Origin of the sequence: Nocardia canadensis (assembly GCF_032656385.1) — a bacterium.
GTDB classification, from domain to species: Bacteria; Actinomycetota; Actinomycetes; order Mycobacteriales; family Mycobacteriaceae; genus Nocardia; species Nocardia canadensis.
The window spans coordinates 552,740-571,482 of the sequence record NZ_JAVCWB010000010.1; the positions used below are offsets into that span (position 1 = coordinate 552,740).

Below are 18,743 nucleotides of genomic sequence, written 5' to 3' on the forward strand. Positions count from 1 at the left end.
GTGATTGCAGTACCCGAGTAAGGCGCGTGATCGCATTCTCATGATCGGGCGGGTTCGACTCCAACGGCACGCCTGGTGGTTTGGTCGGCGAGCCGGCCCCGGATATGTGGCGCCTGGGCTGATGCGTGCGCCTGGGCAACTTCGTCCCAATCGCTTGCCGAAGTTCCGAGGTACGACCCAGGAGACGGGCAAGAACGGGCTGATTATCTGGCAATGTCGGTGGCTCCGGAGCGTCTGAAAAGTCCTGCCCCGCTCCAACCGGTGTGGAGTCGGTGAATGGTTGGTCACCCGCAGGCTGTGTTGACACGACCTGGCCTACCCCGCCTTTGGACGGGCCCGACCCACCAGTTGGTGCCTGGGGCCGCTCGGGCGCGTCGTCGAGCCGCTCGTACAGCTCGTTTTGGCGCTGCTGTGCTCGTTGTTGACTGGCTCGTTGTTGACTGGCTCGTTGTTGCTGGCGCTGCCGCTCGCGCCAACGATTTTGCGTCGCGCGTTGAAACGACGAACGATCGAACATGCCCATTGCAACCACCCGCTAGAGCCATGGCCGAAAGATGCGAGCACACCCAGCCGAAGCGGAACGCACCCACACACAGAGTATGACTGACCTGGTCGTTTATGCACCAGGGTTTAGCCAATCGCGGTGTTCCCCAGGTCGTGCGTCCGCCGAGCCGCGGTACGCGAGGTCCGAACCCGATCCCGTACGAACCTGTTCCGCGCGGCTGGCCTAATCAACCAGCCCGATACTTCGTCCGCAAACGTGTGTCGGTACAGGCTCCGAGTATTCGATAATGGGCATATCCAGCACGTTCGGTCACGTTGTGGAGGGCAGTATGAGCTCGGGATCGTTGGTACCTGTAGTGGTGCCGACCGTGATAGCGGCGGTGATCGGCACCGGGTTGGCGGTAGCGGTGAATCTGGCGACCGGAGGAGGCTCGTGGTGGCTGTGGGTGGTGGTCGCTGGGTTGACCGTGGCCGGTGTCGTGACGTCTGTGTGGCAGTACCACCGCCAATCGGGCGCTGATGAAACGCCACGTACGACCTCGCCAAGTGCTCCAACAACAGGTGGTCCGCAGGTGACGGCATCGGGTGATCGTTCGGTTGCCATCGGCGGAAACAACCAGGGCGTCATCTCATTGGACACCCGAGACAGTCGGCCACCAACACCGTGAAGAAGACTTCTTCGGGCCGCAGGGAAGACAACGAGCCGACGCCACCAGCGGCGGACATTCGCGGTCCTGCGGTAGCAGCGTCCGGCCCTCACGCTGTCGCCGTTGGTGGGAACAATCTTGGAGCGATCCTGACCGGGGACCACGCCACCGCCCGGGTTGTGCAGCTTCCTCCGGAGGCGTTCGAGCCGGTCGCTGAGTTGGACGCCCCGCCCGGGATCGACAACTTGCCCTCTCGTCCGGGACAGTTCGTCGGTCGGGAATCTGAGCTCGTCAGTCTCACCTCGATGTTCGCTAGCTCAGGCCCGGTTCCGGTTACGGTCGTGTATGGGCTGGGTGGGATCGGGAAGAGCGCCTTGGTCGCCCGATGGGCTGCGAGCAAGGCGCACGTAAACAGTCCCATACTGTGGCTTACTGCCGACACAGCTTCCGAGGTCACTGCGGGCCTTGTCGGGTTCGCCACTCGGCTGCAGCCGGCGCTGGCCCAGGCGATAGAAGCTGATCAACTGGGCGAACGAGCCTTGCAATGGCTGGCTACCCACACAGGTTGGCTATTGGTCCTCGACAATGTCGAGGATTTCAGCGTCATCGCTCCGGTGCTGGCTCGAGTAGGGACCGGAGGCCGGGTTCTGATCACCAGTCGCCGGGCGAGCGGCTGGCAGCCGGGCACCGCGATCGTACGACTGGGAGTTCTCGAACCCTCCGAGTCCCTGCGTTTGCTGGCCGGTCTACTGACCGGCGCGGGTCCGCGGTACGAGGACGGGGCGGCCGAACTGTGCGCAACACTGGGGCATCTGCCGCTGGCGATCGAGCAGGCCGGAGCCTATCTGGCGCAGGATCCCTTCCTCACCCCACGTGCCTACCTGCAGCTACTCGCCGACTACCCAGCACAGATGTTCGCTCAGGAAGCCCTCGACACCGACTCCGAGCGCACTATCGCTCGGATCTGGCGGATTACCTTGGACCGCGTTGCCGACATCGAACCCGCCGCGGTCGAACTCCTGCAAACCCTGGCCTGGTATGCCCCCGATGCTATCCCGCTGGCCTTGTGCCAGATTCCCAAGCACGACCCGCTGACCCGCAGCCGCGCGCTCGGGCTGCTGGCTGCGTACAGCATGATCACGCCCGACCCTGCCACCAGCACCGTCTCGATCCACCGACTGGTCCAAGCGGTCGCCCGTAACGCCGATTCAGCCAACCCACACAGTCAGCCGGATGCTATTGCCCGTGCCCGCTTCCACGCCGCAGACACCCTTTGTTCCGACCTGCCCAACTTGCATGATCCCGCCACGTGGTCGGCCTGGAGAGCGCTGCTGCCCCACGTGGATGCACTCGCCAGCTACAGCATCACGAGCGACGTGCCAACCGCCGATCTGATTGCAACCATCTGCGTCTACAGCGGCAGGTTCATGGCCGACCAAGGTCTCTATGCCGGTTCGCTAGCCTACCTGCACAGAGCCCTCACCGACTGGCAGTGGATTTTGGGAGTCGACCACCCCGACACCTTGGCCGCCGCTAGCAGTCTCGCCTACGGGTATCTACAGGCAGGGATGGGCGAGGAGGCGATCTCGCTTGCAGAGCGGACCCTCGCGTCTCAGGAGCGAGTTCTGGGAAGCGACCACCCGGAGACCCTTTCCACTTGCAACAATCTCGCCAGCGCCTATATGGAGAAGGGGCGGTTCGAGGAGGGGATCTCGCTCGCAGAGCGGACTCTCGCTGCTCGCGAGCGGGCGCTCGGAAGCGATCACCCCGACGCTCGGATGTCCCGGCGCAATCTCGCCGCCGCCTTCGCTAGTGTGGGCCGGCTTGACGAGGCAATCCCTCTCCTCCAGCGGAACCTCGCCGAAGACGAGCTGATTCTCGGTCCCGATCACCCTGAAACTTTGTTGTCGCGCAGCAACCTCGCCGCCGCGCACCTTCAGGCGGGGCAAGTTGACGAGGCGTATCCACATGTCCTACAAACCTTTAGCGGGCGGATGCGGATCCTTGGAGCTGACCATCCTGAAACCCTGACCGCCCGGAACAACCTCGCAATGACGTACCTCTATGCGGGTTGGGTCGACGGGGCGATCCTGCTTATCGAAAAGAACCTCACCGAGCGGGAGCGGGTCCTCGGATCCGACCATCCCGAAACTCTAACCTCCCGACGTGACCTCGCATACGCCTACTTTCAGGCTGATCGGCTGGAAGAGGCGATGCAACTGTATGAGCGGACCGTCGCCGATCGGGAACGGGTGCTGGGAATCGATCACCCTGACACCTTGAGCACTCGCAACGACCTCGCAACGACCTATCTGGTGACAGGTCGGGTCGATGAGGCGATACCGCTCTACGAGCAGACCCTCGCCGATATGGAACGTGTCCTGGGACCCGACCATCCCGAAATCTCCACAACACGTGTCAATCTCGCCGAGGCGTACCAGGCTGCCGATCGGACCGACGAGGTCGACAGGGACAAAATTAGTCTGCCCACCCACGACGACATTGAGTCTGGTTGAACTGGGTTAGATACGGCGTAGGCATGGCATGGGACGCCACCTACGCATCGCGCCGATGGGGGGAATCGGCGTTTGCCGACCGCACTACGCCTCGATCAGCAAGAGCGAAGCATTCGCATCTGGGCAATCGTTATCGCAAGGTCGCGCCGGCTGACCGGTGTGGGATGGCGTCGATCAATCGACGAGCACGCTGGTGCAGCAAATTTGAGCCTCGGAAGAATCCCAGCGCTGCGGATCCTCGCCGACACCCCACTCCTAAACATCGAGCCACCGAGAGCCGTCAGCGGAAGACGGTCCCGCACAACTGGATCCGCCATCCCGGCGCATCGGTGGCCAACCTCGCGATCGGGGAATTGCAGTGGCCCTTGCAGGGCGTGGAGCATCGCCCGCTCGGCAGCAGTGTGACGGCAGGTACCTGCGTCGTCGAGCTGGCCGCCAGAGCCAGCAGCTCGACGTCATCGGCACGGCACTGCAGTGTGGTGATTCCTGCTCCGATGGGCGGGCACATCTCCTCCACCGTGAAATGACACCGCGGCGATGAGCGCGTCGAAGTGCCCTTTGTTGAGGGGAGCCAGCCGCAAGTTCACGCTTCCACAACGGCTGGATATCCAGGTTGTGGGTGCCGTAGCTGCAATTGTGCCTTCCGTCGGACCGAACTCGTGCCGACGACGGCACCGGCTGGCAGGTCGTCCAATGCCAGCCCGGATCGGCTGATGACGGCGTCTTGGACGCCTCCACGAGGCAGGTACGCGGCGAAGGCCAGACCCTGAGGGATTTGGGTGTCGCCGAGAATGTCCTTGAGGCAGTGCACCGCCAGGCCGGCATCACCGCTGAGCAGCGCGGCGTCAATCTCTTAACGAACGCGCCCTTGTCACCGAGCGCCGCGAGGTCGCCCATCCACCGATCACCAGCGGTGGTTAGTTTGACCAGTTCGGTGTACGGCGCCGAGCGCAGTCAGGCTGGCCGGCCTGCGCCAGCGCGACGTGCACGTCGACGACACCGCCGTCGCCCGAATTCCCTGATACAGCCAACCCCCACGACAGATCAGGCGTGGTGACATCGAGTAGTGCACTACCCTCGCGATCATTTATGCCCCATCCCACACTGATCTGGTGTCAACTGCGACTGCTGTGCACGCCAGGCAGTCGCCTACCGGATCGAGGGAGGCGCGTGATGTCGACGGCTCAGGTGTTCGTGATCGAGGGACGGGTAGTTGGACCAGACGGCGACGGTGTACACGGGCTAGTAGTCGACGTCACCGACCGCGACCTCGTTTTCTATGAGGATCTCGGCTCCACTCGCACGCGCCGCGACGGTGGCTTTCGGATCGAGTACAGACCGGATTTGCTCTCGCATCTGTTCGACGGGCGGCCCGAGGTGAGCATCGTGGTCCGTGACGCCAGCGGGGCGAGTGTTTACCGCGGAGCGGAAGTCGAATGCGCGGTAGGGCAGACAGCGCGGTTCGACGTCGTGGTCGAGGGCGCCGTGCTGGACCGCCACCACGCCTACGGTCGCACTCTGACGCCGCCTCCCGGACCGGTGCTCGATGATGCCACGTTCGGGGTCGTGTCGGCGGCTTGGGACGCACTTGCACAGAGCGGTCGTCCGATCCGGCACGGTGCCTTCCGGCGTTCATGGACCTGTCCCCTGCCACCGATGGCCAAGATCGAAGATCTGATACCGACCGCGCTCGCTACGATCGCCGGTGACATGGCTGCTGCGCAGCGGTTCGGCGAACGGTTGGACCAGTTCGCAGCACAGAGCGCTGCGGGTGCAGACGCCGGTCCAGCTCTGAGCGACGCTCGATCGTGGAAGGCATTGGAATCCGCGCTGCGCGTCCGGGTAGGTGAGCATGTGGTTGGTGAGTCGGTGGTCACACGCGACGCAGCGCTAGCACTGTTCGCCGCGACCCTTTTGGTGGGACACGCGCGGGACCCCGAATTCGCGGGCGGATACATCGGCGTCGTGGCCGACCAAATCTGCCCGATCGAGCAGTTCGGTGGCGTCGTGCGCGCCGCTCGCAGGGTTTTGCGTAGCGATGTGGGCGCGGCCGAATCATTCGAACGAGAGTTGCGCGGATTCTGGGGAGGTACGCCGGAATGTGGGCCGATCGACGGGCCGCTGCCCCCCTGGCCCGATCCGGACCCCGACCCCTTCCCGCCACGACCGAGCCCCTGCCCCTCGTGGCCACCTCGACCACCCTTCACACGGTTCCCCGAGGTCGTACTGGAGAAGTTGCTCTGCCAGGCAGAAATGGTCAACGCGCTACGACGAATTCTCGCGAACCGGTACACGATCACAGCACTGTCGCCCCGCCGCGGCTGCCCCGGCCAGACGTTGGTCATCACCGGCACCAACTTCGGTACCGCGCCCGGGGTGGTGCGGTTTGGCGTGGTAGGCGGGGAATCCGTCGACGTGACACCATCTTCGTGGAGCGACACGCGAGTGCAGGTGGTCGTCCCCGGCGGCGCGCAGAGTGGCCCGCTCTCGCTGATCATCCCGAACGAGACAATCGAGGTATGCGGTCGCTTCATCGACTTCAACAGGCAAGCTCTCGGTACGCCGCCAAGGTTCGAAGGGGGTACGACCCAGGTGACGTCGGTCGTCATCAGCGGAACGCCGACCGCCGGATGTGCTGATCCGCGTACCCCGCTGACTGTGCACTGGGAAACCAGTAACACCGACAGTGTCACGCTGGATATCAGCACGAGCGACGGGACGGTGCTGCACTCCGAGACCGGGTACGAGCCCGGGGGCAGCTACCGACAGACGCTGCCGCATTGGACGACTACCCACACCATGAGCATCCGGGTCACCGCCTCAGGCCCGTGTGGCACACACACAGCCACCCGCACTGTGGTCGTGCAGCGGCCCTACGCGTTGGTGATCGACGGTGTAGAACTCACACAAGCTATTCAGTACTACCACGCCGCCGACCACCTCACCGACCCTGCGGACCGAGATGCGGACAATTCGGTACGGCTCGTCGCAGGTAAGGGTGCTCTGCTCCGGGTGTATCTGCGGAGCGGCCAGGACGCAGACTTCGCCAACGGCGACCTGCCCAATGTCACCGGGACTGTCACCGTGGAGCGTCGGGTGTCTGGCGCCTGGCAGACAGTGCAAGCCCTGACCCCGCTCAATGCACCATTCACAGCCGTCGACGAGTACGCAAGTTACGACGCCGAACGTGGCGTACTGGGCAACTCCCTCAACTTCCCCGTGCCCGCCGCGGTCATGACCGGACGCCTCCGGTTCACCGTTGAGGTGAACTCACCGGACGCGTGTTCCGGCGGCACGGCCGAGGCTGTGCTCAATGCCACCGTGGACCTGCAGCAAACGCTCACCGTACGCGCCGTCGCGATCGGCTATCAGGGCAACAATCTGGCGACGCCGCCAGCGGTGGTCACTTTCGCGGCGCCCACACTTGCCCAGATCACGACCGACCTCGCTTACACGATGGCCGCCTATCCTGTCCAGGCCACACCTGTTGTCGGGCTGATCGCCACAGTCACCGCGACACAGCCACTGAATACTCCGCCCGCGGCGGCCGGTGGTTGCGACCCCAATTGGGGACCGATCCTGAACCAGGTCCAGACCGCGCGCATCAACGACGGCAACCTGCCGAACGCCGTCTATTACGGGTGGGTGACTGCGAACATCCCTTCCAACAGTGGCAACCCAGGATGCTCCAATAGTTCGGCGGCTGGCCTGGTAGGTAATGGCACCACCGTGGCGCATGAGCTAGGGCATCAATTCGGACTCGACCACGCACCCTGCAACGCTGTCGGCACACCGAATGCCGCCTACCCGAACTACGATCCGTACGATCCCGGCACCACTACTGTCAACGCCGCCGGCGACACCGTCTGGGCGAGTGCCAGTATCGGTGAGTACGGAGTCGACCTGACCACGCTGACCCTGTTCAACCCACGAACCGCAAACGACTTCATGTCCTATTGCGGGCCACAGTGGATCTCGCTGTTCACCCATGATTTCCTGATCAACCAAGCACGGCTCACGCCGACCGCTGTCGCTCTCGGAGCCTCATCGAGCGGTAGGGTCGGTATTGGAATCATGCCGACAGACGACACCCCACGAAGCCTGATCACCATGCTCGGCACTGTCAATGCCGACGGCACGGTGCAGATACAGAGCGTGTCCAGGGTGGTGGCGCTGCCCCCACCCGCCGACGGACCCCGCACCGACATCACCGCCGAACTGCTGGGCGACGATGCGAGCATCCTGGCCTCGGCACCTGTGTTCGTACAACTCCTCCACGGGGCGGGCTGCGGCTGCGCATGCAACGGTGAGGAACCACCTCGGCCGCCTTACCGATTCCGCGCAGTTCTGCCGGACCGCGGACGAGGCACCGGCCTGCGGCTACGCACCGCAGAAGGCGAGGTCTGGCATCGCGACGCACCCCCGACCCCACCACAGGTCGACAACGTGCAGGCTCAGGTAGGCAAAGACGGCCAGATCCACCTCACCTGGACAGTGACCACCGCCAGCACCGTCGCCCCCGAAGCCTGGCTGCGCTGGTCCGACGACGGCGAGCACTGGCAGGGCCTCGCAGTCGGAATCACCACATCACATCATGACCTCGACGCCAGCGCCATCCCCGCGGACCGAGTTCAACTCGAGGTCGTTGTGCACGACGGATACGAGACCGCCTCGGCCCGCTCAGGACCCATTGACCTACCTCCCCGCCCACCCACTGCCGCCATCCTGCACCCATCCGAGAACGCCGAGCCGCCAGCAGGCAAACTCCATCTCCTCGGCTGCATCATCGACCCAGGCACGGCACCTCTGCCCGACCCCCTGGCGAGCTGGTATCTCGACGGCAAGTTGGCGGCCGAAGGACTCGACACCTGGGTCGACAGCACGATCGGAACGCACGAACTGCAACTGCGCCTACCAGGCGCCGCACCTGTTAGCGTCCACTTCCGAGTTCGCCCCGACTGATGCGTAGCCGATCCCCTGGATGAAACCCCCTTTCATCCCACAGCAGAGTTCCACGTCTGCGTGGACAGGACGCTAAAGGGAGGTACGTTCGCCTACGGCCCACGCACGATCCAGTGCGCTCGGCGGCGCGGTCGCGTGCGGCGAACAGCACCAGCCCGCACCGGACCCCGGGCAGGGCGAATGCCGAGGCCTTGTCAATCAGTTCCGCCGACGAGCCGAATACCGGAGGCTGCCATCCGATAGTCACGCAGTCCACAGCGAAGAGCATCTCCGAGCGTCTGAGCTGCCGCATGCTGCCCGTCCACGAGGTGGGTGTAGATGTCGAGGGTGGTGGTGTTGTTCTTGTGCCGCATCCGGCGGGTCACGTCAGCCAGACTGTAGGCGCCGTCTGCCAGTAGCGAGCCGTAGAGGTGGCGCAGGGAGTGAAAGCCCATCTGCTGGCGCATCTTTCCGTCCGGCCCCCAAGGCACCAGCTTCGCGGGTTCGCCGCCGAGCTCCGACACAGCGGCGTAGACCCGGTTCCGCAGCGCTTTCTGTGACATACGGCCCGCCGAGCGGCTCGCCGCGAAAGTGACGAACTTGCCGGTGGTGCGCCCGCTGGAACTCTTCGGTCGGGAGCGGGTTCCAGTCGGCGTCGTAGAAGGTCGAGAAGTCCAGGTTCGATAGGGTCTCAGGCTAAACCGCCGAGGGGGGAAAGTGACTGCCGAGGTCGATCATGGATTCTTCCTGCCTGATCGGGAACGACAGGTGTACCGAGCTTTCGACCGAGAACTTCTCTTGGCACTCGAAAGCTGGGACCGGGGCGTAAGCCCCGGCCGCCTAGCCAAACCAGACCCACGCCCCTTCGCAGAGGTGGCCGAACGATCGGCGAAACAATGCCGCAGGCTGCTGGCCATCCTGTCGCCAGACGTTGCCATCTCGGCATGGCAGCAGGCCGATCCGGTGGTGCTCCATGGACTCAACGACCTGACACTGCTGAATCGCCTGCTCTGGGCATTGGCTGCTGGCGCAACCGGTCACAGCGATGATCCTGGTGTGATCAACCGTTTCCTCGTGCACGCGGCACGGTGGTGGACGGCACAATGGACCGCCGATAGCTTCGAAAAATTCGAAGACAGGATCGACCTCGAACTAGGTGACAGCGCCACGCGGGAGTTCTTCACCCGGACCAGCTCGAGCGTGATCCGGTACCACTGGGCATCGCGAATGATCTGCACAGAGATCGGCAACCAGATCCAGCAGGACCCCGATTACGGTGCAATTTTCCCGGAGTTCACAGCTGCCAACATCGACCGGTGCCTGAATCTCGCTTGGCAGAACGGGCAACTGACAGTCGCGATAACACCGTGGACCGACCCCGCAACCGAAGTTGCCCGGCATATAGCCCTCAAAGCTGGTGCCCTCGCCGACCGACCGTTTCCAGAGATCGCCTTGTCGGCCGAGATGGACAAGCGCCCCTGGATCGCATTCGCGGACGGTATTGCGCCGATCGCGCTCGGTACGGTCGCCTTCGCCATGGATCGGGCGCTTCTGTCTGCCGTGGACGACCGGCTTCTTGCACACCGTGACCGCCGCTCCGCACCAGCCCTCGACAAAGGCGAGCTCTACGAGCGCGTCACCCAAGCATGCATCAACAACGCTTTGGCCAGCCTGACCGGCCCACAGCCCCCTCGTCCGCTGACAATTCGAATTCCAGGAGAGAATCGGCCCGACATCGACTGCGCGGGCATCGGTGACTCAGTCGAGTTCATCGGCGAAGTCAAGGCGATGGCAGCCCCTGCCCGAATCACCAGCGCCGCCAGCGCGTTCGAAGAACAGATATCCAAGCTCATCAGCCAACTACGCAAAAGACTCGACGCCATCGACAGCAACACACCGATATTCGACGGCAACAGACATGCACACACCGGTTCACACGAGACAGTCGGACTCGGCATCGTCCTGAACACCTACAGCGGTTCGTTGACCACCCCATCAATGCTGAACCTTCTGCCGTCTGTCGTGGTCAGTGACCGGATCGCGGTCGCCGACCTACACGCATGGGTCCTGGTTCTGTCCGCGATGGCTTCCTACGACGAGATCCGGGACTACTTGCGGTTCCGGTCTCAGCTGCTCGCCATGGACGTCAGCGTTATCGACGAATGCGACATCGCACACGCCTTCTTCCAGCCCGATCGCAACCAATTCCTTCGACGGTGTCAACAGACTCGTGAGGAGTCAGCCGACTCCGATCCACACCTGATACTGCCCGCGATGTACATCGATGGAGCGACTGCGTCCACGTGCCCTCGCCCGACTGATCCACATGCCTGGCGCAGGCAGTTCTACGACTCGGCGCAGGAAGTACCCCGGTTCGGCGATTAGCCGTGAATCCATCGAGCGGCGTGGCAAGGCGCCTTCAAGCGGCTCGGCGGCATCGAGGATCTGCGCCCGCCGCTGGTGCTGCGCCGCTCCCGGATTCAGCCGCCTCATCATCCGAACCACAAGTTCTCCCTTGCCTGTCCAGCTCTCGGCCCGCCTGCATGCACGAAGAGTGCAGATACACTCTGAGGGTGCATCTCTCGAGTTGGCGCCCGAACGCCACACCGTCCGCCGAGGCTGATCTGGCATCACCGCTTCCCACCTCACTGAGTAGGAGTGGTCAAGTTGGTGGCTGATGCACAAACGTTTGCCGAGGTTGCGGGCAAACTTGCGAAGTCCCTGGCGAGGAAAGGCCCGGCCATTGGCGACCCTGAGGCGAACCTACGAACTCCTATCGCCCAGTTCCTAGAACAAGCGGGAGAAGCCCTCGGGTACAAAGTGACCCCCTACGACGAGGTGCGTGAGCTCGACGGCAGGACACGGCTGGACTGGGCAGTCGCGGTTAACGATGTACTCACCGGCTGGGTCGAGGTCAAGAAACCGACCACCGATATTAACCCCGCGTCATTTGCCAAAAGCAGCCACAACTACCGCCAATGGCAAGCACACAAGGAGTTGCCCAACCTCCTCGTCACCAACGGCAAGGACTGGCGCCTATACCGCACTGGCGAACTAGTCGGCGAGCAAACAGGCCTGGAACTGAAGTCTCTACACACCAGCGCCGGAAGCGTGAAGCCCGCTCCTAGATTCGAGGCAACCATCCTCGACTTCTTCGCATGGCAGCCGGCCGAGATCAAGACCGTTTCTCGCCTGGTGTCCTGGCTTGCGCCGCTCACCCGGGCCACACGAGAGGCTGTGCGACTTCAGCTTACGCACGAACGACAAGTTCAGAAGGCAGGAGCGGACGTTACGGAACTCGTCTTCCTTGGTGCGCTGAAAGATTGGCGGGCGGCGCTCTACCCACGCGCGAAAGACGCCGAATTCGCCGACGGATTCGCGCAGACCGTGACATTCGCATTGCTCCTCGCAGTATCTGAGGGTATATCGCTTGAAGGCGGCTTGGCTCCAATCGGTGCCCAACTTCGTAAAACGAGCTATGGCTTGATGGGCCAAACGCTCGATCTACTAACCCGGCATATCGGCGGAACGGCAGTCGATGACACAGTGGATACGATCGTGCGTGTTCTGACTGCCGTAAAGTGGGAGACCATCGCGGAGAAAAGTAGCGACCTTTATCTACATCTGTACGAGGACTTTCTCACCGAGTACGACTCCGAACTACGCGAGAAGAGCGGCTCGTACTACACGCCACTACCCGTCGTAGAGAGCATGGTGCGGATAGTCGATAGCATCCTGCAAGTACACCTTCACCGCGAGCGCGGATACCGTGACCCCAACGTATCAGTAATAGATCCGGCAATGGGGACAGGGACCTACCCGCTCGCTGTGATTCGCCACGTCTCGTCTCAAGCTGTCTCAGAATTCGGGCCTGGGGCTAGTGCCGAAGCTGCCGCATCAATGGCAGGACGACTGTTCGGATTAGAGTTGCAGACAGGGCCATTCGCTGTGGCTGAACTCCGGCTAGCACAAGCCATACATGCAGCCGGGGCGACAATTCCCAAGCAGGGACTGGGCCTCTATGTAGCCGATACTTTAGAGGATCCTCATACTGGCACTGCCGATCTATCATATGACCTTGCACTAATCGCCAGACAACGAAGCGAAGCCAATGAGATAAAGCGGAACAAGAACATCACCGTCGTAATCGGCAATCCACCCTATGATGACGCGGCCGGTGGACGGGGCGGCTGGGTCGAGGCAGGGCCAGGCGACGGTCAGTCCGCGCTACTCGATGACTTCAAGCTCGGGGTTGCAGGCAACTTGACCCGCAAACTAAAGAACCTCTACACATATTTCTGGCGGTGGGGTGCCTGGAAGGTATTCGAGTCAACCAGCGGAGTTGACCTTCCGCTCGCAGACCAGGGGATAGTATGCTTCATCACCCCGCTCAGCTATACCACCTCTGATGCATATGCAGGAATGCGTGAATATCTTCGTCGGACGTGCACGCACGGGTGGGTTATCAATCTCAGCCCTGAAGGGCATCTCCCCGATGTCCCGACACGGGTATTTCCGAAAATCAAGACCGAATTGGCGATTGGCATCTTTGCCCGTGCCAACAATTGTGACGAAAATACACCCGCGAAAGTTGAATATATCGAGCTTCATGGACGCCGGATCGATAAGTTCGACGCCCTGAAATCACTGGGTATCGAATCAGACCAGTGGCGAACAACCTCCGATGGATGGCAGGAACCATTTACTCCGGCACCCTCCAACTCTTGGGCAAACTACCCCAAGCTAGGCGATCTGTTTCCGTGGTCGAATACAGGAGTGACCCCGAGCCGAGGCTGGGTATCCTCACCGAGCGCAGACACTCTTTACAGCCGTTTTGTGAACCTCATAACTGAACCGGATAAGGGCAAACGCGACGCCCTATTCCACACTACCGCAACATGTACACCCTACCGAGGCAAGAAGCGTTTGCCCGATGTGTCACTCGACACCGAAGTCCCGTTCGACAGCATTGCAGTCCCTCCAGCCGACATCCCTACCGAGACTATTCAGTATCGGTCTTTTGATTTGCAGCTGATTATTGCCGACGCCCGGCTAATCGACCGACCATGCCCTGCACTATGGGAAGCCCGAGGTGTGCCCGGACAGATATTCCTTGTCGAGCAGCACAATTACAATCCGGGCCGGGGGCCAGGGTTGTTTGCAACCCCATTCCTCCCCGACCAGCATTGCTTCAACGGACGAGGCGGCCGAGTATTGCCACTTTTCCACCCCGACGGAACACCAAATCTCGCACCAAAGCTAATTGAAACATATAGCACGAAGTTGGGTATGTCAGTAACACCAGCAGCTTTCGCGGACTACGTAATCGGAGTGATTGCGAATCCTGCCTACACTGAAACATTCTCTGCAAATCTGAATTCACCAGGCGTCCGCGTTCCGCTCACCGCGGATCGTGAGCTGTTCAGCGATACCGTTGAACTCGGGTCGGCAGTACGCTGGTGCATGGGCCTCGGATCCGCTGGTGTGCCGCCGAAGGAGGAGCCAGTCGAGCAACCGATGCCTTCGTATCACACTCCTGTCGGTCGTTCTGTGCCCCAAAATTACTCATATGACTCCGCGCTCAAACAACTCCATGTCGGCCCTGGGTTGTGGGCCCACGTCAGTCCCGAGGTGTATGGCTACGAAGTTGGAGGCCGCAAGGTAATCCCGTCCTGGCTCGACTACCGGATCGCATCTCTGAATGGATCAGAACAAGAAGGCCTCAATGCCATCGTAGAGTCACGTTGGCTGCCCGAATGGTCTGAGCAGCTGACGACTGTTCTGCGTTCAGTAAGTCGGCTGCAGAGTCTCGCGGTACGTCAAGCAGCGAATCTTGAGAAGATCATCGAAGGCCCACAGCTGTCAGTTGCAGATTTGGGTGGCAGCATTCCGCCATCAGATGCCACTCGCAAGGCGCGGCGTCGGACCGAGGGGACTCTACTGTAAGCGGCCCTAAAACAAGGTGCAGTGTGGTAATCCACTGGCGCTCCTCCGGCCTCGGGTTACCACCGGATCGGCGTCGAACGGAAACCAGGCAAGTACCGCAGCTTCTCAGTCCAGTGCGAAGTCCGCGCTGATAGCCAGCGGGCCCGGGCAACTCCTCAGGTCATCCGCGTTCCCAGGTTTGGGTATGCTCCGCCGAAGGCATCGGTGTTGCCGTGATGCCGCCTACACGGTCGAGGATCTGCCCTCTTCCGGAACCGCTCGGTTGCGTCCACGGGAGGGCCGCTGCGCGACTGGAATATGGCTGGGTCGAGACACGATGACAACGTCGGTGACGTAGGGTAGCTTGACCAGCGCGTTGCGAGTAGTCCCGTGCTCCTGCACGGAAGCAGACTCGTCGTAGATAAACACAGCAAGTTTCGTATACGGTCGGTTGTCGAGGAGGTAGGCGACGTAGTCCTCCATGATTTCCTTCTCAAAAACCTTGAAGTCGGACGCCCTGCGTGCGTACTTGACTTCGATGAGTAGGCCGAGGGAGGGAATCCCGAAGTCGGCCCGGTAGGTACTGTGACCGACTTTGCGCAGAGTTTCCTCGTCGACGAGGTCATCGAAGACGGGTCGAAGCATCAGCCAGAGGATGTTCTGGATCTCGCGTTCCTCTGTGATCGGCCACCGAATGGGATGGATGAGATCATCTCCATCGTGCCGCCATTGGCGCATGGCGTCGCTGAAGCGGCTCAGCAGGACACCGACATGGTTGGTGCTGAGGACGAAATCATCAACGCTCGTGGTGACAACGCGGACCGCAGCATCCAGCAAGAGCGCAGCCCGCGGTGCAGATAGCGACTCGGACTGGCTCAATGCCATGGCGCTGATCAGACGTGATCGCAGTCTGCGCAGCTCGTCCGGGTCGTTGAGCAGCTGGCATTCCGGAAGAGCCGCGAGCCAAAGCCAGCCGGCGAGTTCGACCGGGTCGGCGAGGTCGCGAAGATCGGGATGGATGTCGACTGGTATGCCGATGATGTGGCGTGCGTACTGCTGAAAAATCCGCAGTAGCGGAGTAGCTGGTCGTAGTCGGGGATCCTGGAGTACCTCGGCAAGCCAGGTGTGTGCCTTCGGCTCGTCCTCCAGGGCAGCGTTGACAGCGAGTGCGAGTCCGATGACTTGACCGGGGTCGTTCACAAACGTGACGCCATCGGCCTGGAAGGGGTTCTTACGCATGAGGTTCGGCAGGTTCTCCGTCAGATACTGCCGACCGGTTTGGGATTCGCTTGAGACAAACTCTGTGAGACCGAATCCAAGTATGGCCAGGCCAGCCGCGAACGCGAACCTGTGGTGGTTCTCGGCCAACCATTCCGGGGTCATAGGGTTGACATTCCATGCAACGCTATTTTGACGATCCGCGAGTATGTGATGCGCCAACAGACCTTCAAGATTGCCGGGAAGGTTCGCGCGTTGAACGATGCTCTCGAGGTTGGCGATCCGCTCCCTGAGGATCTCTCCGGTGACGGCGGTGATGTCCTGGTTGCCGCCGGTCGTCACAAGAACCACCTGCTGGAACGCAGCTTGGTGACGACGGCATCGGCATTCCAATTCCGAACGTGGCGGAGGTGGCCGAGAAGTTCGGCGATCAGATCGGAATACAAGATCGTCACCGGCCGACTGGACGGGTACACGGTGCGCCACGACATCGATGTGAACCGGAAGACCTGTCGAGACAGGTACTCCATATCCGTGAACGTGGACTGTCGATGAAGTTGCAGAAGCAGCGGTTTGGGTGCACCCTGCAACGCGCTCTTTAGGTCTCTCGGGCCGCTGACGGCCAAAAGCACGTCGCGTGCCCCCACCGGGACAGCGAATCCTCGATTCGGAACGTAGAAGCCCTTACCTTGTCCCCGGGTCCGCTGATTCGCTAAGCCAGAGCTGGCACGATCGAACATCACCCACTCGTGTTCCGTGCTGATATGCACGAACGCAAACTCAACTCTTGCATACTGCCGAGTCAAGTCCTCGACAAGCTCCTTGACAGCGGTCGCCTCGATGTCTTTTAGCGGCTTGAAGACGTGGAACACGAGTCGGAGTTCGTCGCCTCTTTGCCAGGCATTACGCCTCTTGATGTCGTCGATGCACTCGGTGAGCGACCTCAGTAGTTCTTGGGGATAATCCTCGTAGTCCGCCTCGCGGGAGGTGTTCGACAGCAGGTAGTTGCCATCAGCGCTGAAAACTGTGGTGATCCCGACGATCCGTTCCGGATCGGAGAGGCGACTCGACTTGACGTGGGCGCTACCGATACCGATGACCAACTCCTGAGCGAGAGGGCGTGGAGCTGCGATCACGAACGGAACACCACCAAGCTTGGCGTAGCAGGCTAACGCGATGCTGTTGAGTGGGTAGGCAAGCTTGCTCTGCCGCGCGGTCTCGATCCTGACGTCCTGAACCGGGACGCCTTGTCCCATGAAGGTCGATTTGGCGACTAGGTAAGGGCTGTCGTCACCGTTCAGGTGAACCTGAGCCTCACTGGTAATCACAAGGGCAAGGTCGACTTCGCCGGCACGGAGCGCTGCTTTACATGCCTCTCTGTATGCGCCCGCATCGGTAGCATCGCCGTCGAACGCCTGCAACTTCACCTCACATCCACCCAGGTGGTACTTTCGGATGAAGCCCTGGCTGTAGCCAGACTCGCCTCGAACCCCGTACAGAAACTTGGTAACGAAGTTCTCCACGATGCCTTTGTGGGCACGCGGGGCGACGACTGCGATGCGAGGCTTCTTCTTGGCGAAGAACTCGGCATCGAATGGGCCATACTCGTCGAGTCCACGATCGACAGAACGGTGGGTTTTATCGCCGGACTGGTCGAACTGAAACACTGGCTCGTCGTAGAGCTTCCAGTCGACAGTGCGAGCACGAGGATTGCTCGATCCCACCGGTGGATCCAGCACTACCAACAGGTCACGAGCAACGGGCAGCGGTCCTCGCCTCGCGAGGCGGCTTGCGATTTCGATGGTCTTTTCGTAGCGGCCGAACGCCCCCAGCAGATCGAACGTCGCTTGCTCCAGTTCCTTGGTGATCTGACCACCGTCTGCGCCTGCGAGAGCTGCCAGCACGGTGGTGAAGGTCTCACGGCGGCTTTCCGGCCACGCCTCCGAGGCTGGGACTTGACCTTTGCCGGGTGCGTCACGAAGCACCAGGTCGGTGCCATCGATGCGGTCGATCGCACCGAGATTCCGTCGGGAGGCGTAGCGATCCATCCATGGCGAGGTTTCGACTGTGGGGTCTTCGGCAAGGACGTATAAGCCGTCGACCGAGAGGCCGCGGTCGAGAAGTTCCGCGACCGTCATGTCGATCTCGTACCGGGTTTTCAATCCGATGACAATCCCAGGGCGATTCGACGGACCGACGGCTCTGCTATCCAGTACCCATTGCGGGAACACGTGCAGGTTCTGCAGATCGTCGTGACGTCGGCTGTGCACGGCGGGAGTGAGCAGGTCCTTGCCGGGCAGCCGCGACACAAAGGTCGGTGGTACGCGCTTGCGCAGTTTGTACCCCCACTCCAGAACCAACCGCAGCATTGCCTCCTGTACCAGTCGCATCGTCAGGTGCCTGTACTCACGGGTCTGCAACGTGGTCGGTGTGCCAGGCAAGTCGGCTTCATCGACAAGCGGGATACAGGCGATCCCGCCGCGAGTTCTGGAAACTACGTGTGTGCCTTCAAGTTGCGCCCGAAGGCCGTTCAGTTGATCGGGCGACTCATACGGAACCAACCCTGCATCGAACTTCTCGGCGGAGAACTGCACCGGGACGAAGTTGAACGCCAACTGCGGCGAGCTCGATCGAGACATACCAGTTCCCATCCACCTCTGTCTCCCCGCGACGGGGGACAACAACCTGTCTGTGCACGAACGGGCTTCGTGTAGACCCGGCCCGGCAGGCAATCATCTCAGGCGGGTACGACATCAAGGCGGACCATCAACTACACGCAGGTTCGTGGGCGACTGCCGCTCAATCCCGAATCAGCTGTCACCCCCGGGCCACTCAGCGAGGCACATCAGGCACGAAGACCTTGTCCTCTGTCCTTACCCGCACGGTCGGCACCGGGCGGATTGGCATAGCTAGATCATGGAGGAACCCTCGATGACCAGGCGTTTTCCGGTTGCCCATGTTTTGTGTGTCCTGCCGACGGGCCGATACACTG

General features: G+C 61.7%; 8 protein-coding genes. 4 read left to right on the forward strand and 4 right to left on the reverse strand.

Annotated features, from left to right (window positions below):
* Positions 1 to 1,168 precede the first annotated feature (1,168 nt).
* On the forward strand, positions 1,169 to 3,667 hold the full coding sequence (gene fxsT, locus Q7X29_RS26195) for an FxSxx-COOH system tetratricopeptide repeat protein (protein WP_316575657.1): 2,499 nt from the start codon (positions 1,169 to 1,171) through the stop codon (positions 3,665 to 3,667).
* Positions 3,668 to 4,250: 583 nt separating this feature from the next.
* Here the strand turns inward: fxsT and Q7X29_RS33135 are convergent.
* Positions 4,251 to 4,478 carry a hypothetical protein gene (locus tag Q7X29_RS33135; RefSeq protein ID WP_394358735.1) on the reverse strand — a complete coding sequence of 76 codons (228 nt, stop codon included), beginning with the start codon at positions 4,476 to 4,478 and terminating at the stop codon, positions 4,251 to 4,253.
* Between the two features lie 362 nt (positions 4,479 to 4,840).
* Here Q7X29_RS33135 and Q7X29_RS26200 point away from each other — a divergent pair, with 362 nt between their 5' ends.
* Complete coding sequence (locus tag Q7X29_RS26200) at positions 4,841 to 8,629, forward strand: IPT/TIG domain-containing protein (protein WP_316575658.1); 3,789 nt, start codon at positions 4,841 to 4,843, stop codon at positions 8,627 to 8,629.
* A 194-nt stretch (positions 8,630 to 8,823) separates the two neighbouring features.
* Here the strand turns inward: Q7X29_RS26200 and Q7X29_RS26205 are convergent, their stop codons facing one another.
* A complete protein-coding gene (locus Q7X29_RS26205; protein ID WP_316576344.1) occupies positions 8,824 to 9,303 on the reverse strand; it encodes a tyrosine-type recombinase/integrase in 480 nt (159 codons plus the stop codon).
* A 22-nt stretch (positions 9,304 to 9,325) separates the two neighbouring features.
* Here Q7X29_RS26205 and Q7X29_RS26210 point away from each other — a divergent pair, with 22 nt between their 5' ends.
* Together Q7X29_RS26210 and Q7X29_RS26215 are read left to right on the forward strand one after the other, a co-directional pair.
* Positions 9,326 to 10,993, forward strand: coding sequence for a hypothetical protein (locus Q7X29_RS26210; RefSeq protein ID WP_316575659.1), 1,668 nt, complete (start codon positions 9,326 to 9,328; stop codon positions 10,991 to 10,993).
* Between the two features lie 435 nt (positions 10,994 to 11,428).
* Complete coding sequence (locus Q7X29_RS26215) at positions 11,429 to 14,554, forward strand: type ISP restriction/modification enzyme (protein WP_316575660.1); 3,126 nt, start codon at positions 11,429 to 11,431, stop codon at positions 14,552 to 14,554.
* A 222-nt stretch (positions 14,555 to 14,776) separates the two neighbouring features.
* Here Q7X29_RS26215 and Q7X29_RS26220 read toward each other — a convergent pair whose 3' ends face one another.
* Positions 14,777 to 16,093 (reverse strand): PD-(D/E)XK nuclease domain-containing protein, encoded by a 1,317-nt coding sequence (locus Q7X29_RS26220; protein ID WP_316575661.1) that lies wholly within the window; start codon positions 16,091 to 16,093, stop codon positions 14,777 to 14,779.
* Positions 16,090 to 18,345: an argonaute/piwi family protein gene (locus Q7X29_RS26225; protein WP_316575662.1), complete on the reverse strand. Its 2,256-nt coding sequence runs from the start codon at positions 18,343 to 18,345 to the stop codon at positions 16,090 to 16,092. The genes Q7X29_RS26220 and Q7X29_RS26225 overlap by 4 nt, the downstream gene beginning before the upstream one ends.
* Between the last annotated feature and the right edge of the window lie 398 nt (positions 18,346 to 18,743).